The sequence below is a fragment of the Alloyangia pacifica genome (assembly GCF_020524285.1).
Lineage (GTDB): Bacteria > Pseudomonadota > Alphaproteobacteria > Rhodobacterales > Rhodobacteraceae > Salipiger > Salipiger pacificus_B.
Genome location: NZ_JAIVKX010000007.1, coordinates 67,764 through 94,450 on the forward strand (window position 1 = coordinate 67,764; position 26,687 = coordinate 94,450).

Annotated in this window: 26 protein-coding genes; 12 read left to right on the plus strand and 14 right to left on the minus strand. The window is 68.3% G+C overall.

What is annotated here, in order from left to right; translation table 11 throughout:
- The first annotated feature begins 86 nt into the window (after positions 1-86).
- The gene (locus LC039_RS10480; protein WP_413463828.1) at positions 87-608 is read left to right on the plus strand and encodes a L,D-transpeptidase family protein; all 522 of its coding nucleotides are present in this window, start codon (positions 87-89) and stop codon (positions 606-608) included.
- 167 nt (positions 609-775) lie between these two features.
- On the opposite strand, the gene LC039_RS10485 is transcribed toward LC039_RS10480, so the two are convergent.
- Positions 776-1,333, minus strand: a complete 558-nt coding sequence (locus tag LC039_RS10485) for a CAP domain-containing protein (RefSeq protein ID WP_226623919.1) — start codon at positions 1,331-1,333, stop codon at positions 776-778.
- Positions 1,334-1,578: 245 nt separating this feature from the next.
- Here LC039_RS10485 and LC039_RS10490 point away from each other — a divergent pair, with 245 nt between their 5' ends.
- Positions 1,579-2,178 (plus strand): L,D-transpeptidase, encoded by a 600-nt coding sequence (locus LC039_RS10490; RefSeq protein WP_226623920.1) that lies wholly within the window; start codon positions 1,579-1,581, stop codon positions 2,176-2,178.
- A 149-nt stretch (positions 2,179-2,327) separates the two neighbouring features.
- Positions 2,328-2,522 (plus strand): ferrochelatase, encoded by a 195-nt coding sequence (locus tag LC039_RS10495; protein ID WP_226623922.1) that lies wholly within the window; start codon positions 2,328-2,330, stop codon positions 2,520-2,522.
- 95 nt (positions 2,523-2,617) lie between these two features.
- Here LC039_RS10495 and hemH read toward each other — a convergent pair whose 3' ends face one another.
- Positions 2,618-3,682, minus strand: a complete 1,065-nt coding sequence (gene hemH, locus LC039_RS10500) for a ferrochelatase (protein ID WP_226623923.1) — start codon at positions 3,680-3,682, stop codon at positions 2,618-2,620.
- A gap of 51 nt (positions 3,683-3,733) precedes the next feature.
- Positions 3,734-4,582 (minus strand): SAM-dependent methyltransferase, encoded by an 849-nt coding sequence (locus LC039_RS10505; protein ID WP_226623924.1) that lies wholly within the window; start codon positions 4,580-4,582, stop codon positions 3,734-3,736.
- A 29-nt stretch (positions 4,583-4,611) separates the two neighbouring features.
- Between LC039_RS10505 and LC039_RS10510 the strand changes: the two genes are divergently transcribed.
- From LC039_RS10510 to LC039_RS10530, 5 genes are all read left to right on the plus strand, one after another.
- Positions 4,612-5,328, plus strand: a complete 717-nt coding sequence (locus LC039_RS10510) for a ComF family protein (RefSeq protein ID WP_226623925.1) — start codon at positions 4,612-4,614, stop codon at positions 5,326-5,328.
- A 44-nt stretch (positions 5,329-5,372) separates the two neighbouring features.
- Positions 5,373-5,630 carry a glutaredoxin 3 gene (gene grxC / locus LC039_RS10515; protein ID WP_226623927.1) on the plus strand — a complete coding sequence of 86 codons (258 nt, stop codon included), beginning with the start codon at positions 5,373-5,375 and terminating at the stop codon, positions 5,628-5,630.
- A gap of 12 nt (positions 5,631-5,642) precedes the next feature.
- Positions 5,643-6,476, plus strand: a complete 834-nt coding sequence (locus LC039_RS10520; RefSeq protein ID WP_226623928.1) for a carbon-nitrogen hydrolase family protein — start codon at positions 5,643-5,645, stop codon at positions 6,474-6,476.
- Entirely contained in the window at positions 6,473-6,916 is a 444-nt protein-coding gene (locus LC039_RS10525; RefSeq protein WP_226623929.1) for a MarR family winged helix-turn-helix transcriptional regulator, read from the plus strand. The genes LC039_RS10520 and LC039_RS10525 overlap by 4 nt, the downstream gene beginning before the upstream one ends.
- Positions 6,917-7,109: 193 nt before the next feature.
- Positions 7,110-8,453 carry a dicarboxylate/amino acid:cation symporter gene (locus LC039_RS10530; protein ID WP_226623930.1) on the plus strand — a complete coding sequence of 448 codons (1,344 nt, stop codon included), beginning with the start codon at positions 7,110-7,112 and terminating at the stop codon, positions 8,451-8,453.
- Positions 8,454-8,539: 86 nt separating this feature from the next.
- On the opposite strand, the gene ubiG is transcribed toward LC039_RS10530, so the two are convergent.
- Positions 8,540-9,280, minus strand: a complete 741-nt coding sequence (gene ubiG, locus LC039_RS10535; protein ID WP_226623931.1) for a bifunctional 2-polyprenyl-6-hydroxyphenol methylase/3-demethylubiquinol 3-O-methyltransferase UbiG — start codon at positions 9,278-9,280, stop codon at positions 8,540-8,542.
- 51 nt (positions 9,281-9,331) lie between these two features.
- On the opposite strand from ubiG, the gene pip reads away from it, so the two are divergent.
- Both pip and LC039_RS10545 read left to right on the plus strand, forming a co-directional pair.
- The gene (pip, locus tag LC039_RS10540; RefSeq protein ID WP_226623934.1) at positions 9,332-10,330 is read left to right on the plus strand and encodes a prolyl aminopeptidase; all 999 of its coding nucleotides are present in this window, start codon (positions 9,332-9,334) and stop codon (positions 10,328-10,330) included.
- A 121-nt stretch (positions 10,331-10,451) separates the two neighbouring features.
- Positions 10,452-11,990, plus strand: a complete 1,539-nt coding sequence (locus tag LC039_RS10545) for an ABC transporter substrate-binding protein (protein WP_226623935.1) — start codon at positions 10,452-10,454, stop codon at positions 11,988-11,990.
- A gap of 17 nt (positions 11,991-12,007) precedes the next feature.
- Here the strand turns inward: LC039_RS10545 and LC039_RS10550 are convergent, their stop codons facing one another.
- The 3 genes from LC039_RS10550 to hslV all read right to left on the minus strand — a co-directional run bounded on the left by LC039_RS10550 (position 12,008) and on the right by hslV (position 14,805).
- Entirely contained in the window at positions 12,008-12,685 is a 678-nt protein-coding gene (locus tag LC039_RS10550) for a D-lyxose/D-mannose family sugar isomerase (protein WP_226623936.1), read from the minus strand.
- Between the two features lie 220 nt (positions 12,686-12,905).
- Positions 12,906-14,213 (minus strand): ATP-dependent protease ATPase subunit HslU, encoded by a 1,308-nt coding sequence (hslU, locus tag LC039_RS10555; RefSeq protein WP_226623937.1) that lies wholly within the window; start codon positions 14,211-14,213, stop codon positions 12,906-12,908.
- A gap of 34 nt (positions 14,214-14,247) precedes the next feature.
- Positions 14,248-14,805, minus strand: coding sequence for an ATP-dependent protease subunit HslV (hslV, locus tag LC039_RS10560; protein ID WP_226623939.1), 558 nt, complete (start codon positions 14,803-14,805; stop codon positions 14,248-14,250).
- A 100-nt stretch (positions 14,806-14,905) separates the two neighbouring features.
- On the opposite strand from hslV, the gene LC039_RS10565 reads away from it, so the two are divergent.
- Together LC039_RS10565 and LC039_RS10570 are read left to right on the plus strand one after the other, a co-directional pair.
- Entirely contained in the window at positions 14,906-15,874 is a 969-nt protein-coding gene (locus LC039_RS10565) for a phosphotransferase (protein ID WP_226623940.1), read from the plus strand.
- Between the two features lie 16 nt (positions 15,875-15,890).
- Complete coding sequence (locus LC039_RS10570; protein ID WP_226623941.1) at positions 15,891-16,115, plus strand: DUF1413 domain-containing protein; 225 nt, start codon at positions 15,891-15,893, stop codon at positions 16,113-16,115.
- An 89-nt stretch (positions 16,116-16,204) separates the two neighbouring features.
- On the opposite strand, the gene trxA is transcribed toward LC039_RS10570, so the two are convergent.
- From trxA to LC039_RS10605, 7 genes are all read right to left on the minus strand, one after another.
- The gene (gene trxA / locus LC039_RS10575; protein ID WP_226623942.1) at positions 16,205-16,525 is read right to left on the minus strand and encodes a thioredoxin; all 321 of its coding nucleotides are present in this window, start codon (positions 16,523-16,525) and stop codon (positions 16,205-16,207) included.
- Between the two features lie 94 nt (positions 16,526-16,619).
- The gene (gene addA / locus LC039_RS10580; RefSeq protein ID WP_226623943.1) at positions 16,620-19,994 is read right to left on the minus strand and encodes a double-strand break repair helicase AddA; all 3,375 of its coding nucleotides are present in this window, start codon (positions 19,992-19,994) and stop codon (positions 16,620-16,622) included.
- On the minus strand, positions 19,991-22,921 hold the full coding sequence (addB, locus tag LC039_RS10585; protein ID WP_226623944.1) for a double-strand break repair protein AddB: 2,931 nt from the start codon (positions 22,919-22,921) through the stop codon (positions 19,991-19,993). The genes addA and addB overlap by 4 nt, the downstream gene beginning before the upstream one ends.
- A complete protein-coding gene (locus tag LC039_RS10590) occupies positions 22,914-23,588 on the minus strand; it encodes a nucleotidyltransferase family protein (protein ID WP_226623950.1) in 675 nt (224 codons plus the stop codon). Before LC039_RS10590 ends, addB begins: the two co-directional genes overlap by 8 nt.
- Positions 23,588-24,547: an aminoglycoside phosphotransferase family protein gene (locus LC039_RS10595; RefSeq protein ID WP_226623952.1), complete on the minus strand. Its 960-nt coding sequence runs from the start codon at positions 24,545-24,547 to the stop codon at positions 23,588-23,590. The genes LC039_RS10590 and LC039_RS10595 overlap by 1 nt, the downstream gene beginning before the upstream one ends.
- Complete coding sequence (gene tsaE, locus LC039_RS10600) at positions 24,544-25,005, minus strand: tRNA (adenosine(37)-N6)-threonylcarbamoyltransferase complex ATPase subunit type 1 TsaE (RefSeq protein WP_226623957.1); 462 nt, start codon at positions 25,003-25,005, stop codon at positions 24,544-24,546. Before tsaE ends, LC039_RS10595 begins: the two co-directional genes overlap by 4 nt.
- Before the next feature lie 47 nt (positions 25,006-25,052).
- The gene (locus LC039_RS10605; protein WP_226623958.1) at positions 25,053-26,558 is read right to left on the minus strand and encodes a PAS-domain containing protein; all 1,506 of its coding nucleotides are present in this window, start codon (positions 26,556-26,558) and stop codon (positions 25,053-25,055) included.
- Positions 26,559-26,687: the final 129 nt, after the last annotated feature.

Genomic DNA, 26,687 nt, shown 5'->3' on the forward strand with positions numbered 1-26,687 from the left:
CGACAACTTCCTGCCAACTCCTTCTATCGCGATGCCGCAGCGTACTGTATAACTGAGGCAAAATAAGAACGAGTGAGACAGGCAAGATGTTTATTGGCAGGCACGTGTTCGTGCTCGCAGCAGTGTTGCTGCTTGCCGCCTGCGGCGGTGGGCGGGACCCGGCGAGCATGAAATTCAGGTCCTATAGCGGGCCGTCCGTCACCCATGTCGTGGTGCATAAGCAGGCCCGCAAGATGTACCTGCTGCACCATGATTCGATCATGAAGGTCTACGACATCGGGCTCGGTTTCGACCCGACCGGAGACAAGAAGATCGAAGGCGACGGCAAGACGCCCGAAGGGCTCTACATGATCGACCGGCGCAACCCGAACTCGCGGTTCCACCTGAGCCTCGGGATTGACTATCCCAATGCTGCCGACCGTGCCGAGGCGCGCTTCCTGGGTAAGAGCCCGGGCGGAGACATCTTCATCCACGGTCGCCCGCCGGCCTATCAGAACGGGGTCTGGGACTGGACCTGGGGCTGCATCGCCGTGACCGACCGCGAGATCGAGGATATCTACGCGATGATCCGCACCGACAGGCCGACGCCGATCCTCATCATGCCCTGAGCGGCGGCCCGGATCGGGTGGTGCCGCGAGCCTTGCCGACAGGCCGTCCCCCGGGGCGGCCTTTTGCTTGGGTGGATGCGGCGCCAAGCCTCGCGACGCGGCCTGCCGGGAAACAAAAAAGACCGCCCCGAGAGGCGGTCTTGTCATCGCTGCCGGGGCGGCGAGCTTCAGAAACCCGCCGTCTGCGTGCCGGGGGTCGGCGCGAGGTCGGGCGCGCCCATGACCAGGGTCCACCAGATCTTGCCGCCGGGTTCCTGGAACCAGGAGAAGCCCATCTGGCGGGCGGCCGGATCGAGGATGACATCGCGGGTCGGCGCGTCTTCCATCCAGGCGGCGAGGGTCTCGAGCTCGGATTCGTAGGTCTCGGAGATGTTCTCGCCCAGAAGGCGCCCGGTGTAGCCGACGCGCTGCACCCGGTCGATCGGCGAGGAGCCGTCGGAGCCGAAGTGCCAGGGACGGTTCTGCACCGACATGTCGCGCGAGTGGGTCGCCGCGGCGGCGTTGAGCCGGCTGTCGAGCGACACGGTCGGCACGCCGCGTGCCTGGCGCAGCGCGTTCACCGAATCGAGCATCGAATACTCGATCTTGCCGCTGTCGCTGTCATTGATCCGGTAGACGCGGGGAAGCGGCTTTCCGTCCGGGCCGATCTGCGGTGCGGTCACCGCAGGGGCGCATGCCGCCGCAAGGAGGCCGGTGGAGAGCAGGAGAAACGTGCGTCTGTTCATAGGGGGCTGGCCTTCGCGTACCGCTGGTTCACTATTGCCGAACACACATAGCCCGGCCCGCCTGCGTGATCAAACCCACATGCATGTGATCGCAGGTGTACACCCGCGTTTGATTTGCGACTGCGGCGCTCTCGCAATATGATTGAGGAACCCTTAACGACCGTCAGGCGTAGGGCCCTCACAAGCCCCTGACCGGGTCGACTACTGACATTTCGTTTCTCGTGGCTCCAAAGGACAGTTCCGCCATGGCAAAATCCCCCTACTCCCGTCGCGCCTTCCTCGCCGGATCGGCCGCGCTGGCCAGCGCCGCGGCGTCTCCGGCCCTGGCGCAGAGCTACAACGGTGCAGGAACGGTCGAGATGGAGAGCGACATCTCGAAGGTCATCCGACACAATATCTCCAGCTTCCGCACGCTCGACTGGCAGCCCTACTTCAGCAACCTGAGGAAGGGCGCCGTGCTGGTCGACATTTCGTCGCGCGCGCTGCACTTCTGGGAAGAAAACGGCACCTATCACCTGTATCCGTCGTCAGTGCCGCTGACCGACGACCTGACCCGCAAGGGCCGCACCGAGGTGGTGCTCAAGGATCCGAGCCCCGACTGGCGCCCGACGCCGTCGATGAAGGAACGCAACCCGGAGTGGCCGGACTATGTGCCGCCGGGCCCGGACAACCCCCTCGGCACCCGCGCGCTGCACCTGAGCTGGACCTACTACCGGATCCACGGCACCCACGACACCCGCAAGATCGGGCGCCGCTCGTCGAACGGCTGCATCGGGCTCTACAACGAGCACATCGAGGCGCTCTACGAGATGGCCCAGGTGGGCACGCAGGTGTTGCTCATTTGATAGCGGACGCGCGGCACGGCGGACCCTGGGTCAACCAAGGTTTGCAATCGCCGGGCTTTGCGGCTTAGACCAGAAGCACGAGGTAAGTCTTGGGGCTTGCCGCTTCTGGCTTTCTCCTGATGCGGCAAGCGTTTAACTGGAGAAGAGCAATGAAGAAATTCGCACTTGCCGCTGCGATCGCCGCATCCGCAACCTCGGCCTTGGCCGGGTCCTACGAGACCGCAGAGCCGGTCGCAGAGCCGATCGTCGTGGTCGAGGAAGCACCGGCGTCCTCGTCCTACGGCGGTATCCTGATCCCGCTGCTGCTGATCGCCGTTGTCGCGGCAGCAGCCTCGACCGACTGATCTGACGCGCGCTTCAGACATGGAGCTTCAGACATGGAAAAGGCGGTGCCGAGGCACCGCCTTTTTTAATGCGTCGAGGGGCCGGAGCGCCGCTGTCAGTCGAGCCAGCCCCTGAGGTTCTGTTCGATCACGCCGCTCAGCGCCGCGATATGCGCCGGGTCGTCGTTCAGGCAGGGGATATAGGTGAACTCCTCGCCGCCCGCGTGCTCGAAGCTCTCCTTGATCTCCTCGTTGATCTCTTCCAGCGTTTCGATGCAGTCGGCCGAGAAGGCGGGGGCGATCACCGCGATGCGCTTCTTGCCCTCGTCCTTGGCCAGCCGCGCGACCTCCTCGACGGTATAGGGCTTGAGCCATTCCTCGGGGCCGAAGACCGACTGGAAGGTGGTGCGGATCTCGGTCGTGTCCCAGCCGAGCCGCTCGCGCAGCAGGCGCGTCGATTTCTGGCACTGGCAGTGATACGGATCGCCCTGCATCAGGTAGCGCTTCGGCATGCCGTGATAGGAGACCACCAGGATCTCGGGCTTTTTCTCCTTGGCCGCATAGGCCCGCTCGACCGATTGCGCCAGCGCCTCGATATAGGCCGGGCTCTCGAAATAGGGATCGACCACGCGCGCGGTGGGCTGCCAGGGCTCGTCCATCAGCGCCTTGAAGAAGGCGTCGTTGGCGGTGGCCGAGGTCGCGCCGGCGTATTGCGGATAGAGTGGGAAGAACAGGATCTTGCGGCAGCCGGCCTCGGTCATCGCCTTGACCTTGGACTTGGTCGAGGGATTGCCGTAGCGCATGCAGAAATCGACCATGACCCGATCACCGTAGCGCGCCTTCATTGTCTCGGCGATGGCGGCGGTCTGCGCCTTGGTGATCGTCATCAGGGGGCTCTCGTTGAGCTCCTCGTTCCAGATCGACTTGTAGTTTGCGCCCGACGAGAAAGGCCGCTTGCTGAGGATGATGAGCTGCAGCAGCGGCTGCCACTTCCACTTCGGGTAGTCGATGACGCGCTGGTCCGAGAGGAACTCGGACAGGTAGCGGCGCATCGGCCAGTAGCTGTAGTGATCGGGCGTGCCGAGGTTGGCGAGCAGGATACCGACTTTTTCGCGTGGGAGCGCCGGGTGATCGGCGGGGGCCTGGGCGGGACGGATCGGGCCGGTGGTCATGTCGTTCATGCGTTCTGTTCCCTCAAAGTCTGCCGCTAGTTAACGCGAATTTAGAATGATTCAATCCTTGAGCGGCGTTTCCTTGGCGTTGAGCGCGTCGGCGAGACGATGCGCCGCAGATCCCGGGCGCAGCGGCTTTTGCTGGCTCTCGTCGGGTGCCCAGCCGGTCAGGGTGACCAGCTCGTAGGTGGCGGAAATCCTGCCGTCGGGGCGGGTGTAGCTCGCGGCGTAGATCTCGGCGGTGCGCAGCAGCAGCGCGCGGCGGGTGGGCCGGCGCAGCCGGGCGGAAAGCGCATTGGCCTCGCCCATGGCGCGCAGGTCGCGCATCAGGTGCAGCGCGCTCTCGTAGCTGACATCGAGCGGCAGCGAGTCCGCCACCGGCAGCGCCAGGCCCGCGCGTTGCAGCAGCGCGCCAAGGTCGCGAATCTCGCCCATCGGCAGCACGCGGGGCGAGAGCCCGCCGGTCACCTCGATCTCGGCCTGCCCCATCGCGGCGCGCAGCTCGGAGAGCGTCTCGCCGCCGAAGGCGATGGTCAGGCAGAGCCCGTCTGCCTGCAGCGCGCGGCGGCACTGGATGAGCTGGCCCACCGGGTCGTTCGCCCAGTGCAGGGCGAGCGCGTGGATCACCAGGTCATGTGCGCCGACTTCGAGATCGAGCACCTCGTCATCGCGGACGACCTTGGCGCCGGGCAGGGCGCCGTCCCAGACCTCGGGGAAGGGGGTGACGATGGCCGGGGATTTGAACTCCCTGTTAACCATCATCAGCCGATCCTGCGCCTCGTCCCGCGCGGCTTCATGCAGGAACATGGCGCGCGCGACATCCGGGGCGCGGCGCGCGCGGGCGCGGTTGCGCGCGAGGGCGGCGCGGTCGATGAGCTGCGGAGCCTGGCTTGGAACGGGGCTGGACATGGGGGCTAGATAGGGTGCGGCAGGAACGGTTGCAAACCTTGTTGCGCGGGGCGCTGCGGCTTGTCTACCCGCCGCGCTGCCTGATCTGCGGCGGGCTTGTGGAAAGCGACCACGGTCTCTGCGGTCCCTGCTGGCGCGACACGACCTTTCTCGGCGGGCTCTGCTGCGACCTGTGCGGCGCGCCCCTGCCGGGTCAGTCGGAAGTGGCCGAGGTCTGCGATGACTGCCGCGCGCTGGGGCGCCCCTGGGAGCGCGGCCGCGCGGCGCTGCTCTACAAGGGCAACGGCCGCAAGCTGACGCTGCTGCTCAAACACGCCGACCGGACCGACATCGCGCGGCCCGCAGCGCGCTGGATGGCGCGCGGGCTGCAGGGCCTCGACGGCGACACGCTGGTGGTGCCGGTGCCGCTGCATCTGCGCCGCCACCTGCGCCGCCGCTACAACCAGTCGGCGCTGCTGGGCGCGGCGCTGGCCCGCGAGCTGGGGCTGCGGCATGCGCCCGATGCCCTGCGCCGCACCCGTGCCACCCCGCCCCTCGACGGCAAGGGACGCGAGGAACGCTTTCGGGCGCTAGAAGACGCGATTGGCGTTTCCGGGCGCGTCGAGCTTCACGGGCGTCCGATCCTGCTCGTCGATGACGTTCTGACGTCCGGGGCGACGCTTTCCGCAGCGTCGCGGGCCTGCAAAGCGGCAGGGGCGGCACAGGTGATGGTCTCGGTACTGGCGCGCGTTGCAAAGGATACCTAAATCCCTGAAAGATGGGCTGCCAGCCCGCCGGAAAGGGAAACCGAATGAAACCGATCGAAATCTACACCACGCCCACCTGCGGCTTCTGCGTTGCCGCCAAGCGGCTGCTCACCCAGAAGGGCGCAGAGTTCACCGAGATCAACGTGGCTGCCGCGCCCGAGCGCCGCGCCGAGATGACCCAGCGCGCGAAGGGTGGCCGCACCGTGCCGCAGATCTTCGTGGGCGAGACCCACGTCGGCGGCTGCGACGAGCTTTACGCTATGGAGCGTGACGGCAAGCTCGACCCGCTGCTCGCGGGCTGACGGACCCGGGCGATGAAGGCCGCGCTGCTGCAGATCACCTCGTCGGACGATCCGGCGGAGAATCTCGGGACCGTCCGCGCGATGATGCGCGAGGCGGCCGGGCAGGGCGCGGGGTTCATCCTGACGCCGGAGGTCACCAATTGCGTCTCCTCGAGCCGCAAGCACCAGCAGGCGGTGCTGCGGCCCGAGAGCGAGGATCAGACTCTCGCCGGGCTGCGCGCCGAGGCGAAGGCGCTTGGCGTCTGGCTGCTGATCGGCTCGCTGGCCGTGACGTCCGAACCGCCCGAGACCCGCTTCGCCAACCGCAGCTTCCTGATCACGCCGCAGGGCGAGATCGCCGCGCGCTACGACAAGATCCACATGTTCGACGTGCAGGTGACCGAGACCGAAACCTACCGCGAGTCCGACGGCTTCGCGCCCGGTGACCGGGCGGTGGCGGTCGAGACGCCCTTCGGCACGCTCGGACTGTCGATCTGCTATGACGTTCGCTTCGCCTATCTCTACCGCGCGCTGGCCCATGCCGGGGCGCAGATCCTGACGGTGCCGGCGGCCTTTTCGCCCGCCACCGGCCCGGGCCATTGGGAGCCGCTGCTGCGCGCCCGCGCCATCGAGACCGGATCGTGGGTGCTGGCCCCGGCGCAATGCGGATCGCACAAGGTCTCCGAGGGCAAGCCGCGCCGCACGCATGGCCATTCGCTGGTGATCTCGCCCTGGGGCGAGGTCATCGCCGATGGCGGCGCCGCGCCGGGCATCATCTACGCCGAAATCGACCTCGCGCAGTCCGACAAGGCGCGCGCGCAAATCCCGGTCCTGAGCCACGACCGCGTCTTCGAGGGCCCCGCATGACGTCTTCCCCCGCAGATGCGCTTGCCATCTCGCTGTTCAGCGAGCTGCTGACCGCCGACCAGCTCTTGCGCAACCGGCTGACCCGCGTGCTGCCCGACCGCATGGAAATCTCGCATTTCTCGGTGCTCAACCATCTGGCCCGGGTGCAGAACGAGCGCAGCCCGGCGCAGCTTGCGCGCAGCTTCCACGTCACCCGCGGCGCGATGACCAACACGCTCACCAAGCTGGAGATCGCCGGCTACGTGCACATCCGCCCCGACTGGGACGATGCGCGGCGCAAGATGGTGGCGATCAGCCCCGCCGGAAAGCGCGCGCGAGAGGCGGCGCTGGCGGCGATGGCGCCGGTGATCTCGGAAATGGTCAAGGACCTGGGGGTCGACAAGGTGCGCGCGGCGCTGCCGGTGCTGCGCGAATTGCGCCTGAAGCTCGAGGCGGATTGAGCCGGACGCGGCCCGCCGCGGCAGGGTCATGCTGACCCAGCGTCACCTATTTTCTGGAAATTTGCCGAAAATCTATGCAAGCTGAGGGGGACTCGGAGTTGTCCGTTCACCTTTTCAGTTCGCGTGTCACAAAGAAATTCGCCTCCGGTGTCGCCTATCCGAAAGTGTAGGTCAGCAACAACAGGAGGGCGGAATGAGCGCCACAAGCACGAAACTCTCTTTGACCACCAAGGTGATGATCGGCATGGGGGCGGGCTTCGTCCTCGGCGTGATCCTGAACATGCTGCAGATCGGCTGGATCAACACCAATATCGTCGGCGGCTTCTTCGGCATGGTCGGACGCATGTTCGTCAACGCGTTGCAGATGCTCGTAGTGCCGCTGGTCTTCTTCTCGCTGATCTGTGGCGTCGCAGGCATCGGCGACATCCGCATTCTCGGGCGGGTCGGCGGGCGCTCCTTCGCGCTCTACCTGCTGACCACCGCCACGGCGATCGCCGTGGCGATCCTGATCGCGCTGGTCGTCGCGCCGGGCACCGGTTTCACCATCGAGGGCGTCGATACTTCGGGCGTCACCGGCAAGGAGGCCCCGACGGTCTGGGAGACCTTCGCCGCCATCGTGCCGCGCAACCCCGTGGCCTCCTTCGCGGCGGGCGAGATGCTGCAGATCATCTTCTACACCATCATCCTCGGCGTCGCGGCGCTGATGCTCGGTGAGCGCTCGACCACTTTCGTCGATGCCTGCGAGTACATGAACGAGCTAATGATGAAGGTCGTCGAGATCGTCATGGCCTTTGCGCCCTACGGCGTCTTCTGCCTGATCGCCAAGACCTTCACCGAGCAGGGCATCGGGCTGTTCCTGCCGGTGATGACCTACGTGCTTGTGCTGGTCGGGGCGCTGCTGCTGCACCTCTTCGTGACGCTGATGTTCTATCTCAAGGTCTTCTCCGGCCTCGATCCCTTCATGTTCATGCGCAAGATCCGCCCGGCGCAGATCTTCGCCTTCTCCACCGCCTCGTCCAACGCCACGATCCCCGTCACCCTGCGCGCGGTGACCGAGCGCATGGGGGTGAAAAACTCGGTGGCGTCCTTCACCGTGCCCTTCGGCGCGACGATCAACATGGACGGCACGGCGATCATGCAGGGCGTGGCGACGGTGTTCCTCGCCAATGTCTACGGCATCGACCTCGGGATCGGCGGCTACCTGACGGTGATCGGCATGGCGGTGCTGGCGTCGATCGGCACTGCGGGCGTGCCAGGTGTCGGCATGGTGATGCTGACCATGGTGCTGGGGCAGGTCGGCCTGCCGATCGAGGGCATCGCGCTGATCCTCGGGGTGGACCGGTTGATGGACATGATCCGCACTGCGGTGAACATCACCGGCGACGCGGTGGTCACCGCGATCGTCGCCAAGACCGAGGGGCAGATCGACATGGATGTCTACCGCGATCCGACGGCGGGCGTGGTGATCGACGATCTGCACATCGACCCCGAGGCCGAGGCCGAGCTTGCGGCCCACGCGCAACGGCCGGCGGAGTAGGGCCAGGGGCATCGGTAGCCGCGCAGCGCCTGCCCGCGGGGAGGCGCTGCGCGGCGGCTTCGTCTTGATTCCGCGAGACGGTGTCCTCAGCCCCTGGGCTTCAACGCCGCCGTCACGTAGTTCACCGACAGGTCCCGGTCCGAGATCGACCAGCGCCAGCTCACCGGGTTGAACACGTAGCCCTTGCGGTCCACCGGCTCGAGCCCCGCCGTGCGCATCAGCTCGTAAAGCTCGTCCGGGGTGATGAACTTGGCCCAGTCGTGGGTGCCCTTGGGCAGCCAGCGCATCACCCATTCGGCGCCGACGATGGCCATGGCGAAGCTCTTGGCGTTGCGGTTGATCGTCGAGCACAGGTGCAGCCCGCCGGGCTTCAGCAGGTCGTGGCAGGCATTCAGGTAGGCCTGCGGGTCGGCCACATGCTCGACCACCTCCATGTTCAGCACCACGTCGAACTGTTCGCCCGCTTCGGCCAGCGCCTCGGCGGTGGAGAAGCGGTAGTCGATCTCCAGCCCCGACTGCTCGGCATGGGTCTGCGCCACCGGGATGTTGCGCTCGGCGGCATCGACGCCGACGATCTCGGCCCCGAGCCGCGCCATCGGCTCGCAGAGCAGCCCGCCGCCGCAGCCGATGTCGAGGATGCGCAGCCCCTCGAAGGGACGCGGCGTCGCAAGGTCGCGATCGAACTCGCCGGCAATCTGCGTCGTGATATAATCGAGACGCACCGGGTTCATCATGTGCAGCGGCTTGAACTTTCCGTTCGGGTCCCACCATTCTGCCGCCATGGCTTCGAACTTGGCGACTTCGGACGGATCGACGGTCAGGGTCATAGTGCAGGTATCCCGTTTTCTTTTGGGCTCATTAGCCAATATAGAGGTTCCATGGACAAATACCCGGGCCAAAAGAGCGCAGTGCAACATCTCTATCCCGCGATCGACCCGTTCGACCAGCGCATGCTCGACGTGGGCGACGGGCACAAGCTCTATGTAGAGCAATGCGGTAACCCGTCCGGCATTCCCGTGATCGTGCTGCACGGCGGCCCCGGTGGCGGCTGCAGCCCGGCGATGCGGCGCTATTTCGATCCGGATGTCTACCGCGTGGTGCTCTTCGACCAGCGCGGCTGCGGGCGCTCCACGCCGCATGCCAGCGTCGAGAACAACACCACCTGGCATCTCGTCGCCGACATCGAGAACATCCGCGAGACGCTGGAGATCGACAAGTTCATCGTCTTCGGCGGCAGCTGGGGTGCAACGCTCTCGCTGGTCTACGGCATCAGCCACCCCGAGCGGGTGCGCCAGCTTGTGCTGCGCGGCGTCTTCATGATGACCCAGGCCGAGCTCGACTGGTTCTACGGCGGCGGCGCCGGGCAGTTCTGGCCCGAGACCTGGGCGCGTTTCGAGAGCCTGATCCCGGAAGGGGAGCGCGGCGATCTCGTCGGCGCCTACCACCGGCGGCTGTTCTCCGGCGACCTGCGCGAGGAAGTGCGCTTCGCCCGCGCCTGGTCGTCCTGGGAAAACGCTTTGGCCTCGGTCTATTCCAACGGCCACGGCGGCGAGGCCCCGGCGGAATACGCCCGCGCCTTCGCCCGGCTGGAGAACCACTATTTCGTCAACGCGGGGTTCCTCGAACAGGACGGCTGGATCCTTGACAACGTCGACCGGCTGCGTGGCATTCCCGGGGTCATCGTGCAGGGCCGCTACGACATGATCTGCCCGCCGCGCCGCGCCTGGGAGCTGTCGCGGGCCTGGCCCGAGGCCGAGCTGCGGATGATCCGCAACGCCGGGCACGCGCTCTCAGAGCCCGGCATCAGCGCCGAGCTGGTGCGGGTGATGGACCAGATCGCCCTGCTCGAGAGCCTGCCGAACCGGCACGAGGGCTGATTGTGTCACCCGATGGCGGAGGTTTGACCGGGACGCAGCGGAGCTGCTGTTGCACCCGGCCCGGTCGCCGTGCAGAGTGAGCGCCGCAAGAGACACGAAGCCCAGGGGAGCGCCCCGCACCATGACCGTCATCCGCCGCCGCCGCGTGCTGCAATCGGCCCTCGCCGCCGCCGTCCTCGGCGCGTCGGGACTGGCCGGGGGCGGCGCCGTGGCGGGCGCCACGCGCGGCGGCTACTTCCGCGCCGCGCTCGGCGGTGCACGCGGCACCGACGGCTGGGATGCACGGACGCATGCCGGGCTCTTCATGAGCGCCGCGGCGCAGGGCGCGGTCTTCGACACGCTGACCGAGGTCGGTGCCGACGGCGCGCTGCGCGGCGAGCTGGCGACCGGCTGGAGCGCCTCGCCCGATGCCCGTGTCTGGACCTTCGACCTGCGTCCCGGCGTGCGCTTCCACAACGGCAAGGCGTTCGGCGCAGAGGACGTGCTGGCCTCGCTCGCGCTGCACCGGGATGCGGCCTCTCCGGCTCGGCCCATCGTCGCCGAGATCGCGGAGATGCGCGCCACCGCGCCGCATCAGGTGCAATTCACCCTCGCCACCGGAAACGCCGATTTCCCCTACCTGCTCGCCGACTACCACCTGCTGATCTACCCCGCCGGGCAGATCGCGGAGGCCATGGCAAAGGGCATCGGCACCGGTCTCTACCGCGTCGAGCGTTTCGAGCCGGGCCGCCGCTTCATCGGCCGCAGGGTCGCCGAGCACTACAAGGATGGCCGCGCGGGCTGGTTCGACGGTGTGGATTTCCTCGCCATGAACGACCCCCGCGAGCGGCTCGACGCCCTGCGGTCCGGCCGCGTCGACGCCATCGACCGGCTGCCGGCGTCCGAGGCCGGTGTGCTCGAGGCCGAGCCGCGCTTCACGGTGCAGAGCCTCGCCGGCAACCAGCACTACGGCTTCGCGCTGCGCACCGATCTTGCGCCCTTTGCCGATCCGCACCTGCGGCAGGCGCTGAAGGCGGCGGTCGATCGCGAGGCGATGGTCGCCGAGATCCTGCACGGGCACGGCAGCATCGGGCAGGACAGCCCGATCGGCCCCGCCAACCCCTATTTCGCCGCGCTGGAACCGCAGGGCTTCGATCCGGACCGCGCCCGCTGGCACCTCGCGCAGGCGGGTCACGACGGCATCGCCCTGCCGATGCTGGTCTCCGAGGCGGCTTTCGACGGCGCCACCCGCGCCGCGGAGCTCTACCGCGAGAGCGCGGCGCAGGCCGGGATCACGCTCGAGCTGCGCACTCTCCCCGCCGAAACGAGCTGGCCGCGCGCCAGCGCCGGGTTCCGCGCCGGTGGCTGGTCGGGCCGTGCCACCGAGGATTGGGCGTTTTCCACCGTTCTCACCGAAACCGCGCCGTGGAATGCCACGCGCGGCGGTTCGGGCCGGTTCGGAGATCTGCTGCGCGAGGCACGCGCCGAGTTCGACAGCGCCCGCCGCGCCGAGCTCTATGCCGAGATGCAGCGCCTCAGCCGCGACGAGGGCGGGCTGATCCTGCCGATGTACGCCAACCACCTGCAGGCGCATTCGGCGCGCATCGCCACGCCCGCGCGCGTCGGCGCCATGCGCGCGATGGACGACTCGCGCATGGCCGAAAGGTGGTGGATGGCCTGAGGCGCCCGGCGCCAGCGTCACAGCTTGTCGTCGTAGTCCGAGACCAGCAGGTGCAGCGGCGCCTCGTCTTCCTCGATCTCCGAGAACCGCCCCAGCGGCTCGGCGAAGACATTGTCGGTCAGATCGTCGTTGACCGTCGAGACCTCGCCGATCAGCACGTCGCTGCCCTCGCCCCAGAATGCATGCCAGGTGGTCGGGAACAGCGTCACCGACTCGCCCGGCGCCAGCTTCAGGTGGCCACCCGCGGGCAGCGTCCGCTCCATGCCGTCACAGAGCACGGTGACCTCGGCGTCGCGGTCGATCTCTCCCTCGGGCTTGGCGGTGAAGAGCTCCAGCACCAGCGTGCCGCCGCCGCGGTTGATGATGTCCTCGACCTTCAGATCGTGGCGGTGCATCGGGCTGAGCTGGTTCTGCCGCGAGATCATGATCTTCTCGGCGTAGAGCATGGCGCTGCGCTGGCCCAGATCGGCATTGAGACCGTTGCGCGTGGTGAAGAGGAAGAGGCCCAGCTCGTCGAATCTTCCGCCGCCGTAGTCGGTCACGTCCCAGCCCATGCGGCGACGCTTGATCTCGCCGTGCTCCGCCTTCTTCAGCCCCTCGGGGGTGAGATAGGCAAAGGGCGGCAGGCTGTAGCCGTGGCTGCGAATGAAGGCCTCGCTGGCACGCAGGATCTCGTTGACGTGGGAACGTTTCATCGCCGGTCTCCTCTTCGGGATGCTGGGGCGACGATAGCCGGAGGGTGGGCGCAGCGGTAGGGGCAGGACGCCTCCGGCGGGCGTATTTGGAAAGAGAAGAAGCAGGGCGGTGTTCGCCCTTCTTCTCTTCGGAAATACGCCGGGGGGTGTGGGGGGCTGGCCCTCCCACGAAAAGGCGCGGCATGGGGGCTGCGCGGGGCGGTCCCGCGCAGCCTGAAGGTCAGAGCACGTAGCGGCTGAGGTCCGTCGAGCGGGTCAGCTCGCCGAGGTGCTTCTCGACGAAAGCCTCGTCGACGGTGATCTCGGTGCCCGGCTGGTCGGGCGCGGTGAAGCTCAGCTCCTCGAAGACCCGTTCCATCACCGTGTAGAGCCGCCGCGCGCCGATGTTCTCGACGCTCTCGTTGACCTCGGCGGCGATCTTCGCCAGCGCGTGGATGCCTTCCTCGGTGAAGCTGACGGTGACCTCCTCGGTGGCCATCAGCGCCGTGTACTGGCGGGTGAGGGCGTTGTCGGTCTCGGTCAGGATGCGCACGAAATCCTCTTCGGTCAGCGCCCGCAGGTTCACCCGGATCGGCAGGCGGCCCTGCAGTTCCGGCAGCAGGTCCGACGGCTTGGCGATGTGGAAGGCGCCCGAGGCGATGAACAGGATGTGGTCGGTCTTCACCGCGCCGTGCTTGGTGCTGACGGTGGTGCCCTCGATCAGCGGCAGCAGGTCGCGCTGCACGCCCTCGCGGGAGACGTCACCGCCGCGGGCTTCCTGCCGCGCCGCCACCTTGTCGATCTCGTCGAGGAAGACGATGCCGTTCTGCTCCACCGCCTCGATGGCGGCGAGCTTCACCTGCTCGTCGTCGAGCAGCTTGTCGGCCTCTTCCGAGATCAGCACCTCGTAGCTTTCCGCCACGGTCATCTTCTTGCGCGTGGTGCGCCCGCCGAAGGCTTTGCCGAAGATGTCACCGAGGTTCATCATCCCCATGTTCTGACCCGGCTGGCCGGGGATCTCCATGGTCGGGAAGGGCGAGGCGGTGTCGGCCACGTCAAGCTCGATCATGGTGTCGTCGAGCTCGCCGTTCTTGAGCTTCTTGCGGAACATCTCGCGGGTGCCCTCGCGCGCGTCCTCGCCGGCGATGGCGGAGACCACGCGCTCCTCGGCGTTCTTGTGCGCGGCGGCCTTCACGTCTTCGCGCATCCACTCGCGGGTCTGCACGATCGAGGCATCGACGAGATCACGGATGATCTGCTCGACGTCGCGGCCGACGTAGCCGACCTCGGTGAACTTGGTGGCCTCGACCTTGATGAAGGGCGCGCGGGCGAGCTTCGCGAGGCGGCGCGAGATCTCGGTCTTGCCGACGCCGGTCGGGCCGATCATCAGGATGTTCTTGGGGTAGACCTCGTCGCGCAGGTCGGCGCTCAGCTGCTTGCGGCGCCAGCGGTTGCGCAGCGCCACCGCCACGGCGCGCTTGGCGTCCTGCTGGCCGATGATGAAGCGGTCGAGTTCCGAGACGATCTCGCGGGGAGTCAGGTCAGTCATGGTCGTCCTTTCAGGCTCTGTCTCAGGCTCTGTTTCAGGCCGAAATGGTTTCAACGGTCAGCTTGCCGTTGGTGTAGACGCAGATGTCGGAGGCGATCGCCATGGCCCGGCGGGCGATCTTCTCGGCGTCTTCCTCGTAGTCGTAGAGCCCGCGTGCGGCGGCGAGGGCGAAGTTGCCGCCGGAGCCGATGGCGGCGATGTCATGCTCGGGTTCGAGCACGTCGCCGGCGCCGGTGATCACGTAGAGCTCCTTGCCGTCGGTGACGATCAGCATCGCCTCGAGCTTCTGCAAGTACTTGTCGGTGCGCCAGTCCTTGGCGAGATCGACGCAGGCGCGCTGCAGCTGGCCGGGGGATTTCTCGAGCTTGCCTTCCAGCCGCTCGAGCAGGGTGAAGGCATCGGCGGTGGAGCCGGCGAAGCCGCAGACCACCTCGTGACCGCCGGGCGCGAGCCGGCGCACCTTGCGCGCGGTGCCCTTGATGACGGTCTGGCCGAGGCTCACCTGCCCGTCACCTGCGACGACCACCCGGCCGCCCTTGCGGACGCCGATGATCGTGGTGCCGTGCCAGCCCGGAAATTCCTGATCGGACATTGTCTTTCCTTTCTTGCTGGGCGCCATATGGGGGCTGAGATGTCCCCTCGCAAGGCGCTGCCCTTGCCGGGGCAGATAGCGCAGGGGGCGGGAAATGGGAATGATCGCGGGGGATTTGGCGCAGGCGGCGCTGGCGCATTGGCCGGTTCTTGCCCGGGAGATCGGGCTTGACCCGGCGTCCTGGCGCGCCGCGCTGCTGGCCTGGCGCGAGGATGCGCGCGTGGCGCGGATCCTGCTGCGGATGGAGGGGCCGGACGGTGCGCGGCTGGTGCTGAAGCACGAGGCGCGGCCCGGCGATCCGGAGAAGTTCGCCGCGGCCATGGCGGCGCATCTGGCGGTGCAGGCGGTCTATGCGCAGGGTGTGCCGGAGCTGCTGGCCTTCGATGTGGCGCGGCGGGCCTGCGTCATGTCGTTTCTCGAGGCGCGGCCCCTTTCGGTGCTGCTGGAGGGTGCGCCGCTGGTGGAGCAGGCGGCGCTGCTGCGGCGGGCCGGGGTCTGGATGGGCGGGTTCCACGGGGCCTCGCCCGGCGCGCGGCGGGTGTTTCAGCCCAAGCATACCGTGCGGTTCCTGCGCACGGTCATGGCGGAGGTCTCCGACGGCGCGCGGATCGTGGAGGAGCCAGGGCGCTTTCTCGCCTGCGCCGAGGCGCTTTGCGCGGATCAGTCCCTATACGAAGGGCGGGAGACCGTCACGGCGCAGACCCATGGCGATCTGCACCTGCGCAATCTCGTGCTCGGTGGGGCGGGCTGCTGGGGGCTCGATTTCGCCGGGGGGCGGGTGGTACCGGTAGGGCATGACATCGCCCGCCTGCTGGCCGATTACGCTATCCTGCATGCGCCGAAAGGGGCCATCCCCGCAGGAGAGGTGCTGCCGCCCGAGGCCCTGAGCGCCTTTTTCGACGGCTATGGGCTGGTTGCGGCAGAGGATCCTTCGGTGCAGCTCCTGCTGCGCAACCGGGTGTTGGCGGAATGGTGGGGGCTGCCAGCGAGGGCCGTGGATCGCGGGCTGGCGCAGGCGCGGCGGTGGGCCGGTGTACAGGCGCTGGCGGCGCGGGTGTTTGCCTGCTGAGGATATGGAAAGCGACATGGATGACGATCTGCTCAACCGATTGCGCCGCGACGCGCAGGGCTTGCCCCAAGGCAAGTTCCACTTTCCGGCGCTCTACGGCGCTGGCTGGGAAGACCTTTGGATCGGCGACAAGGTGAAGATCGGTCGCGCCTTCCTGAAGGCGGTGCGGGCAGGCCAGATTCCGGACGTCGAGGATAGTGGGCACAAGGTCGGCGGTGGTCGGGTCTACCGAAAGATTTGAGCTTGCCTGGTCGGAACTTCTCTGATGCCAAAAGAAAATGCGCCCCCGCTCGGGAAGCGCATTTCCATGGTTCAGCGGGGTCGCCGGGCTCAGATCGACTCGTTGATCCAGCTCTGCAGTGAGGCTTTCGGGGCCGCGCCGGCGCGGTTCGAGATCACCTGGCCGTCCTTGAAGATGAACAGCGCGGGGATGCCGCGCACGCCCATGGCGGCGGCGGTGTTCGGGTTCTGGTCGACGTCGACCTTGGCAACCTTGATCTTGCCTTCGTACTCGGCGGCGAGCTCTTCCAGAGCCGGGCCGATCTGCTTGCAGGGGCCGCACCATTCGGCCCAGAAATCCACCACAACGGGGATGTCGGAGTTCTTCACTTCTTCGTCGAAGGTCGCGTCGGTGACGGGGACGGTGGCCATGGGAGGTCTCCTTGGCAGGGGTTTGGCAGCAGGGCGCGCGGCAGGGGCACGCCCGGGTTTCGGGAGGCGAAGGTAGGCACGCCCCGGGGAGTCGTCAAGCGATCGTGGTTCTTGAAAGGGCGGCAGACACTAGATCGTGTGGCAGGACCATCAGCTCCTGCGTCGCGGTCCAGACCAGACCGGTCTCGATGCTGCGCCCGGGAAAGACCTGCGTCAAGGCGGCGGCATAGGCGCCCATCTGGCGCAGCAGCCCCTCCGGCACCTCGGCGGGCGTGGCGGGCACGGTGCGGTTCGACTTGAAGTCGAGCGCGGTGACCTTTTCGGGGGTGACCAGCAGCCGGTCGATGACGCCGTGAATGCGCCCGACAGGCTCTATTTCAGCGGAAATCGGCACTTCGGCGAGGGCATCCCCGGCGAAGACCGGCGCCAGCGCGGGGGCGCCGAGCACCGCCAGCGCCTCTGTCACGATGCTGCCTGTCTCCTCGGGCAGTTCCTCGGCCAGCGTCAGCACGTGCGGCACGGCCTCGGCACGGGCCTCGGCATCGAGCGGGGCGAGATGTTCGAGCAGCAGGTGCAGCACCGTGCCGCGCAGCTTCGCCTCTTCCTCGTCGAGCCCCTCGATGCCCGAGAGCGCCTTGGCGCCGCCGAGGTCCGAGGGCGAACGACTCTCGGGCAGCGGCGCGGCCACGGGCGCGGGGGTGCGCAGGTGCGGCTCCAGCTCGGGCAGGACCGGGGTCTGCACCGTGACTTTTTCGAAGGGCAGGTGCGACCAATCGGCCTGACCGAGCCGCAGGCCCTCGCCCGAGCCCCACCGGCCGAAGTCGTAACCGACCTTCTCGGCGCCGGCGCGCTCCATGCCCTTATGCACCTGGTCGAACCAGGCGCTGCCGTCCTTGCCGAGGTTGCCCGCGGCAGCGACCACCAGCCATTTCTCGGCCCGGGTCAGGGCGACGTAGAGCAGCCGGTCACGCTCGCGCTCGGCGGCGGCCTTGGCGCGGTCCAGCGCCTCGGCCTGCACCTGCGGCTGCGACGCGGCGCTGGACTGCCAGACCATGCCTGCGGTCTCGCCCTCCCCGGCGGGCAGGAGGCGCTCGCGGATGGTTTTCGTGGGCTGGGCGCAGTCGGGCAGGATCACGATCGGGGCTTCCAGACCCTTCGACCCGTGCACCGTCATCACCCGGATGCGGGCTCCGGCGCTGTCGGGGGCGCGCTTGATCTCCAGATCGTCGGACTGCATCCACTCGAGGAAGCCAGTGAGCGAGGGCACGGTGCTCTGCTCGTAGGCCAGTGCCTGTTGCAGCAGCGCGTTGATGCCGTCCTCGGCCTCTTCGCCGAGCCGCCCGAGCAGCTTCTGGCGACCGCGGTGGCGGGTCAGGATGCGCTCGATCAGGTCGTAGGGGCGCAGGAAGTCGGTGCGGTTCAGCAGGTCGTCCATCACCTGCAGCACAGCGGGGAACTCCTCGCGCCGCTCTCGCAGGGCGACCCAGAGGTAGCTGCCCGGCTTGCGGTGGTGGGCGAGATCGAAGAGCGCCTTCTCGGTCAGCCCGAAGAGCGGCGAGCGCAGCGCGGTGGCGAGCGAGAGGTCATCCTCGGGCGTGGCGAGGAAGGCCAGCAGCGCGCCGATGTCCTTCACCGCCAGTTCCGACATGACCTTCAGCCGGTCGGCGCCTGCAATGGGCAGGCCGCGCGCCTTGATGGCGCGGATGATCTCGGTGAAGAGCGTGCCGCGACGGCGCACGAGGATCAGGAAGTCGCCGGCATGGGCGGGGCGGGCCTTGTACTCGCCGCTAAAGCCGATCTCGACGGGGAGCGGTTTGCCGATGGTTTCGTCGATGAAGAGGGCGATGCGGTTGGCCAGCCGCACCGTGTGGTGCTGCGCGCCGACCCGGTCGACCGGCTCGTACCACTCGGCGTCGTCCTCTTCCTCCTTGGCGGGCTCGATATGGGGCCAGAGATCGACACGGCCCGGCATCTCGGATTTGAACGCCTTGTGTCTCTGTTCCGGGGAAAAGCCCGACTCCTCGCGCCCTTCGAAGGTGGCGTCGACCAGCTTCAGAACCGGCCCGGCTGAGCGAAAGGAGTATTCCAGCATCATCCGGCTGAGCGGCGCGTCGGTGCCCTGCAGCCGTTCGGCGAAGTCGTCGCACATGCGGTCGAACTCGCGCGGATCGGCGCCCTGGAAGGAGTAGATCGACTGCTTCTTGTCGCCGACGACGAAGATCGTCCGCCGCACGTCGCCGCGCGCGCCTTCGCCCGAGGTGAACTCGCGCGCAAGCCGCTCGATCACCTGCCATTGCACCGGGCTGGTGTCCTGCGCCTCATCGACGAGGATGTGGTCGATGCCGCCGTCCAGCCGGTAGAGCACCCAGTCGGCCACCCGGTCGTCGGCCAAGAGGTCGCGGGCGCGCACCACGAGGTCGTCGAAATCGAGCCAGCCGCGGCGCATCTTCTCGGCCTCGTAGGCGGGCAGGAAGACCTGCGCGAAGCGGTGCAGGGTGATCTCGCGCTTCACCGCCTCGACCGCGAGGCGGCTTTCGCGGGCGCTCTCGACCCGCTGCGCCAGTTGCTCAAGCCGGGGCGCGTCGGGGCCGAGCGCCTGCTTGCTGTCCTTGGTCGGCACGCGGCTGCTGATCGTGCCCTTCTGGGTGAGCAGCGCGTCCTCGAGCGCCAGCATCCCGGCCATGTCCGGCGCGGTGAAGCGCTCCAGCTTCTTCGCAGCGCCCTGGTCGGTGCTCTTGCCGGCCTTCAGTACCGGCAGCACGCGGGCGATGAGATCGCTCTCGCTGCCGAGGAAGACCTCGGAGAGCACCGCCGCTTCGTCCATGTCGCCGGGCAGACCGTAGAGCGCGCGGATGTCCTCGGGGCTGCGCGGCGGCAGGAAGGCCGCCTTGCGCCCGCAAAGCTCGGCCAGTAGCGCCTCGGGCTGCTCGCCGAGGAAGGGGGCCATGGCCTCGACCAGATATGCCTCGCGCCCCTCGGCCATGCGCTCGAGCACCTCGGCGCGCAGCATCTCGGCGGAGCGGTCCTCCATCTCGGTAAACTGCGGCGAGACCCCGGCCTCGAGCGGGAAGCGCCGCAGCAGGCTCGCGCAGAAGGAGTGGATGGTCTGGATGCGCAGGCCGCCGGGAGTCTCGATGGCGCGGGCAAAGAGCGTGCGGGCCTGGCGCAGCCGCTCGGGCGGCAGCGCGCCGTCGAGGCCGAGCTGGCGCAGCTCGCCGATGAGCTGGTCGTCGTCGAGCATGGCCCAGGCCCCGAGCCGCTTGAACAGGCGGTTCTGCATCTCGGTGGCGGCGGCCTTGGTGTAGGTCAGGCACAGAATGTGCTCGGGCAGCACCTCGTCGAGCAGCAGCCGCGCCACACGGTCGGTGAGCACGCGGGTCTTGCCCGAACCGGCGTTGGCGGCGAGCCATGTGGAGGCATCCGGGCGCGCGGCCTCGACCTGCTTTTCGCTGGCCTCGTTGCGGCTCATTCCAGCATCTCCCGTTCGGCGGCGTCGATCACGTCCCATTCGCCGAAGCGCGAGAGGTGGTCGTAGTCGGAAAAATCGTTCTCGCTGAGCATGGCGGCGCGGGCGGTATAGCCGCGTTCCGGCTCGAACCAGCGGGTCATCAGGGTCTCGAACTGGCTCCAAACCTTGGCGGGCGGCACCTCGTCGAGCGGCGCCTCGACCTCGTTCGGATTGGCCGAGACAGAGACGAAGACGGCGCGCGCGGCATGGCGCGGGTGCAGGTTCGGGAAGGCCCCGCGCTCGACCATCGCCGCTTCGAGCAGCAGCTGCTTGTCGAAGTTCTTCTGCTGCTTGGCGGTGGGGGCCGCGCCGGTCTTGTAGTCGTAAAGGTGCGCGTTGCCCTTTTCGTCGATGTCGATCCGGTCCGCCGTCCCTTTCAGCGTGAAGCCGAGGGACGCAATGTCGCTGGAGCCGCTGGTCTCGAAATGCGCGGGGCGGGCGATCTGCTGGCGCGCGGTTTCGGTGCGGGTGAACCACTCGGCGATGCGCGCGATGCGCGATTGCCAGACGTGGCGGGTCACCGGGAAGGGAAGCACCTCGGGATCGCCGATCACCGCCGCGGCCTTGGCGCGCAGCGCCTCGGAGGTCAGAAGCCCCGGATCAGAGACTGTTTCGCGCACGAACTCCTCGAACACCTGGTGGATGAGGATGCCGCGCAGCAGGGCGTCGGGCGCGCGTTGCAGCGGGTTGAGCGGGCGCAGCTTCAGCACCCGCTTGGCATAGATGGCGTAGGGGTCGCGGATCAGCGTCTTGATCTCGGTGACCGAGAGCTGCCTCGGACGGGCCGTGACCGGCGGCACCGGCGACGGGCGCGCCGCCGAGGGGGCCTTGATCGGGCTCTCGACCTGCCGCGCCAGCGCCAGCCAGTGACGCCCGCGCGCCTGCATGGCTTTCAGCGCCTCGGGGCCCTGCTTCGCGGGCAGGCCGTTCATCAGGTTCATCAGCCGGTTCACCCAGCGGGCGGGCACCGTCTCGGCGTCGTCGGATTTCAGCGCGCGGGTGATCCAGACCTCGTCGGCGGCGACCGCCTGCTGGAAGTCATGCGCGGCGAGGCCGATGCGCCGCTCCGGCAGCAAGAGCCCGGCCTTGTGCCGCATGCGGCGGTTCAGCCAGGGGTCTGCGCCGGGGATTTCCGGCCAGCTTCCCTCGTTGAGCCCGCCGAGGATCAGCAACTCGGCGCCCATGACGCGGGCCTCCAGCGTGCCCCAGATCAGGATATGCGGGTGCGGCGCATCGCGGTCGCGCAGCTCGCCCTTGGCGAGGATGGCACCAAAAAGATCGGCGTAGTCGCGGGCGTCGAGATCGGTGCCGTGGCTGGCCTCGCCCTCGAGCTCGGCGACCACCTGCCGTGCCTTGCGGCCGGCGCCTTCCTTCCAGAGCTCGGATTCGCCCATCTCGGGTCCGGCGGCGATGGCCTCGGCCCGTTCCACGTGAATCATCAGCCAGTCGCTCAGCGCGCGCGTGCCGTGCAGGGGGGGCTGGCAGAAGGTCTCGGCGACCCAGTTCGCCCAGTCGGGGAAACCGGCCGCCGCGCCCCAGGCCTCGATCAGCTCGGCCTGCGGGAAGGGCCAGCTCTTCTTGCGGATGTGCAGTTCAAGCTCGCGGGTGGCGCGCAGGTGGTTGTTGCGTTCCGAGCCGCTGTGGGTCAGCGGGTGCTTCAGGAGCGACAGCAGGCTCTCGGCGGTCAGATCGCGCTGGAACAGCGCCGCCACCTGCCGCAGGAAGCGGCCCGGCGGGGTCAGCTGCAGCGGGATGCCGGCGCTGTCGTCGGGCACGATGTCCCAGCGGTCGAGCGCCGCGGTCACCTGACGCGTCAGCATCCGGTCAGGGGTGATCAGCGCCGCCGTGGTGCCCTCTTCCGCCGCCTGCCGCAGCCGTAGCGCGATGGCCATGGCCTCCTCGCGCTTGGAGTTGGCCTCGACCAGCGTCAGCTTTTCCGTCGCCGCGGTGAGCTCGGGCAGGTGCACGCCCTCCGAGCGCCACTGGTCGGTGACCGGCGCGGGGCGCAGGGCGAGCGAGACGAGCCGGTTGCGCGCGGCGCTGGGCGCAGGTTGGTCGTGCCAATGCGGCAGGGTCACCGGATCGAGCGCCAGCTCATGCAGCAGCCTTGCAAAGCGGAACTGCGGGTGGTCCTCGCCCGAGAGCGCATCGGTGAGCCCCCCCCAGACGGGCCCCGGCATGTCGAAATCATAGCCGGGCAGCACCAGCGCGCCCTGCGGCAGCTTCGAGACCGCGCACATCAGCCGATGCGTACCCCCGCGCGAGCCGGTGGAGCCGGCAAGGATCACCGGGTGCTCGGGCGGGGTCTCTTGCCAGCGCTTCAGTCTCTCTTCCAGCGCGTAGCGGCGGAAGGCGATGGTGTCCGGAGCCTCCTCGCCCTGCTCGAAGTAGCGCTGCACGATGTTCAGGAAGCTGAGCGCGCGCTGCCAATGACCGGACTCGTCGCTGACATCGAGCGCGGCGATCTCGTCCGGCGACACGCCCTCGTCCTGCATCTCGTCCATCAGCGTGGCGAGGCTGTCTGCCAGGTCGAAGAGCGCGGCGCGCGGGGCGAGGTCGGGCTGCGCGTCGAGCAGTTTCGACACCAAACCAGTAAGTTCGAGCCTGCGCCGCAGCGGCGGCACCGGCGCGGGCAGGTCGCGCAGCGCGGCGGGATCGGCCATGTCGGTCAGCAGGCGGATGCGCGGCAGCAGGGTCGCGGGTCCCTGGTCGAAGATCGCCTTCACCCGCCGCGCCATGCGGCTGGTGTTGAGGATCAGCTCGACCTTGGCCATCTCCTCAGGCGGTCGGCCCGCCATGCGCGCGCGCAGACCGGCGACCAGCGCGGCGGGGAAATCGACGCCAGGGGCGAGGCCGTAGACGCGGGGGGTGCCTGAAGGCTCAAACATTGCGGGCCAGCATCTCTTCGGCGAGGGCGATGCCCTCGGGGTGGCCGACATCGGCCCAGTGCCCGGGGTAGTCGAGCCCGTGCAGGCGGCCCTCGTCGCCCATCCGCTGCCACAGCAGACGCAACGAGAAGGCCTCGTCGGGCACCTCGGCCAGAAGCTCGGTCTTGATGATCTGTGCGCCTGTGTAGACGTGATCGCCTTTCCAGCGCAGTTGGCCACCCTCCTGCAGCGTGAAGTCTCCCGCACCCTTGCGGCCCACGGCATTGGCCAGCGGCACGCAGAGCAGCAGCGCGTCCATCCGGGCGGGATCCCAGGCCTCGGCCAGCAGGTCCAGCGGGTTGGGCCCGGCCCAGACGGCATCGGTGTTCAGCGTGAAGACCGGCTCCGGCCCCAGCAGCGGTAGCGCATGGCGGAGCCCGCCGCCGGTGTCGAGGATCTCCGGCTGCTCGACTGAGAGCACGACCCCTCTGCGGTCGAGATGCGCGGCCAGCTGTTCGGCGCGGTAATGGGCGTTCACGACCCGCGTGGGCAGGTCCGCCGTCAGTTCCAGCGCATGGTCGAGCAGCGGCTTGCCGGCGACCTCGATCAGCGGCTTGGGGCGGTCGGCGGTGAGCGCGCCCATGCGCGTGCCGAAGCCCGCGGCAAAGAGCATCACGGCGTGGGGCATCAGGATTTCAGCCTTTCGAGGGTCGCGGGCGTGGGGGCGGGCAGGGCCGGCTCGAGCAGGGCGCGCAGCTCCGCCAAGGCCGGATGGGCGAGGTCGGTTCGCAGGTTGCCCCAGACGCGCGGGATCAGGTCGATGTACTGCGGCTTGCCACGGGTTTTGGCGAGCGAGGCGAAGATGCCGAGGATGCGCAGGCTGCGCTGCACGCCGAGCACGGCGAGGGCGCTGCGGAACCGGGTCTCGTCGGTGCCCGTTGCCCCGAGATAGTGCCTGATGCAGGCCTCGGCGGTCTCGGCGGAGACGTCCCGGCGCGCGTCGCGGATCAGCGAGATCAGGTCATAGGCGCGGGGGCCCTTGAGCGCGTCCTGGAAGTCGAGCAGCCCGGCCCGCGCGGCCCCCTCGCGCCCGGGCAGCCAGAGGATGTTCTCGGCGTGGTAGTCGCGCAGGATCATCACGTCGGTTTCGGGCGCGTGCTCGGCGATCAGATCGTGCAGCGCGGCGATGACCCTGTCGCGGGTTTGCGGGTCCTGCGGAGCACCCGTGCCGGGCACGTAGGCGTCGAAGGCGAGGCCGGTGATCTGCGACAGGTGCGCGGCGTCGGCCACGGGCAAATTCTCGGGCGGGGCGTGCCGGTGCAGGGCGATCAGCGCGTCGGTTGCCACGAGATAGAGCCGCGTTTCACTCTCGACGTCGGTACAGAGCCGCGCCAACAGCCCGTCGCCGAGGTCTTCCAGCAGCAGCAGGCCCGGCGCCTCGGCCAGAACCCGCGGCGCGCTCAGGCCGATCGACAGCAGATGCCGCGCGAGCTGGGCAAAGAGCGCCACGTCGCCCTCGGGGTCGTCCATCAGGATGGCGCACTCGGTGCCACGGGTCAGCCGGGTGTAGCGGCGCGACGAGGCGTCGCCGGCGAGCGGATGCGCCTCGGCATCGGCCCAGCCCGCGGTAAGCAGAAAGTCGTTCACGAGAGCCCCTCCAGGCGGCTGTCCCAGCGTGCGTCCTGCCAGTCGAGCGTCACCTGCCGGGTCTCGTCACCGGTCACTTCGAAGCTGAGGGTCAGCGCCGCGGCGGGGGTGAGATCGGCGAGCCGGTCGGGCCATTCCACCAGGCAGATCGCCTCGTCGAAGGCCTCGGTCAGACCCAGCTCGACCACCTGCTCGGGGTCCGAGAGGCGGTAGAGGTCGGTGTGCCAGAGTTCGCCCGTGGGCACGTCGTAGACTTGTACCAGCGTGAAGGTGGGCGAGGGTACGTCCTCGGGCTCGTCCAGCAGGGACTGGATCAGGCAGCGGGCGAAATGGGTCTTTCCCGCGCCGATGCCGCCGATCAGCAGCAGCACGTCGCCGGGACGCAGGCGCGGGGCCAGCGTGGCGGCCAGCGCGCATGTGGCGTCTGGGGAGGGCAGGGACAGGGCGCGCGTCGTCATGGCGGGAAGATACAATTCCCGCCCGCACGCGCAAGCCGGATCGGGGGTCAGCCCGGAGCGTCGGCCATCCGGGGGGCCGGGATGAAACGCAGCAACGTCGCGCCGCCCGCCATCGGGCTGATGCGGCAGGTCAGCGGCGTGCCGTCCCGGGTGACCAGCGGCGCCTCCCAGACGGCGCGGTCGCGCAGGCTCAGCACGAAGCCGCGAATGTCGCCCCAGACCGGGCTCGGGGCGCAGGCGGCCTGCCAGCGCGCCGTCGCCTCGGTCACCGACAGGTCGGCGACGCAGGCGTCCGGATCATCGCCCCAGAGGTCGCGGTAGGCCTCGTTGCAGAAGCTGAGCGCGCCCTGGTGCGAGAAGACCGCCACCGCTTCCTCGAAACTGTCGAGCACCCCATGCGCCTGTTCGAGCTCGCGGCGGAAACGGCGGGTGAGCGAGACCTCGGAGCTGATGTCCTCGAAAAGGAAGGCAATCCCGGCATCCGGGTGCGGCCTTCCGGTGATCCGGTAGATCCGGCCGGTCGGCAGCTCCCAGGTCTCGACGTAGAGATCCGAGGCGGCGGCGGCGGTCACCGCGGCGAGATGCTCGCGCCAGCCCTGGTAGTTCTTCGGTTCCGGCATCATGCGCGCCTCGCGCAGCGCGTCGAAGACGCTCATCAGCTTGGGACGGGTGCTCAGGAATTCGGCTTCGAGCCCGGTGAGGTCAATCAATGCGGGGTTGAACAGCGCCAGCCGGTGATCGCGGTCGAACACGGCGAGACCGATGGGCAGATGCGCGAAGATGCGGGTCAGCGACTGCAGGAAGCTGCGCTGGTTGATCTCGGAGCGGATGATCGTGTCGATATTGGTGGCGAAATGCATCCAGCCGTCGCAGGTGCGGTGCGATTGCACCTCGTACCAGAACTCGCTGTCGTCGCCGCGGGCGCCGAGCGCGGTGCGGTTGCGGTGGGTGTCGCTGCCATCGGGGGCGGCAAGATCGAAGGGGGCGGGGCCGGTGGTCGGGGCGTCGACCTGGGCGCAGGCATCCTCGTAGGCGGCGTTGAACCAGGTGACCCTGTTGTTGTCGTCGGTCTGCCAGATGGGGCAGGGCACCAGCGCCAGCGCGCGGCTAAGCCGCGGCAGCTCGGCCTGCTGCTGGTGCAGTTTCAGTTGCGTGCCGGCGGCAACCGCCTGCGCTTCGACCGAGACCCGCAGTGCCTGTCGTTCGGGCCGCAGCACGAGGTCTATCCCGGCAGCGTTGCGGGCCGGAAGCCGCGCTGGCGCGGTTGGGGGCGTTGCAGGCAACGGGCCGAAAAAGGGCGCAAGTCTGGCGCACAGCCAGTCCCAGTCGAGCGTGTCGCCCGGCTCTGTCGCAAGCAACTCTCGGGCGGGGTCGGTCATGTCGGCGATACGGCTGCCGATCACGATAATCTCGGTCTTGGTGACGTCAGGGGGCGAGCTGGCATTACCCTGACCGGCGGTGACCTGCGCTGCGGGAAAACGCAGGAAGAACGCGCCGAGGAATGCGGCGATTCCGGCGCCGATTCCGATGGAAAGCGCGATTGTCAGCTCCAACCGGGACTCCGAATTACGAGGCTTTGTGCCTGCTTAGGGCCTCATTGGTAAATATTCCGTAAATGATGAGCCAAAAAGATGACTTTTAAATAGATGTCTGGTCGACATGTTTCTGGCCCTCGTATCGGC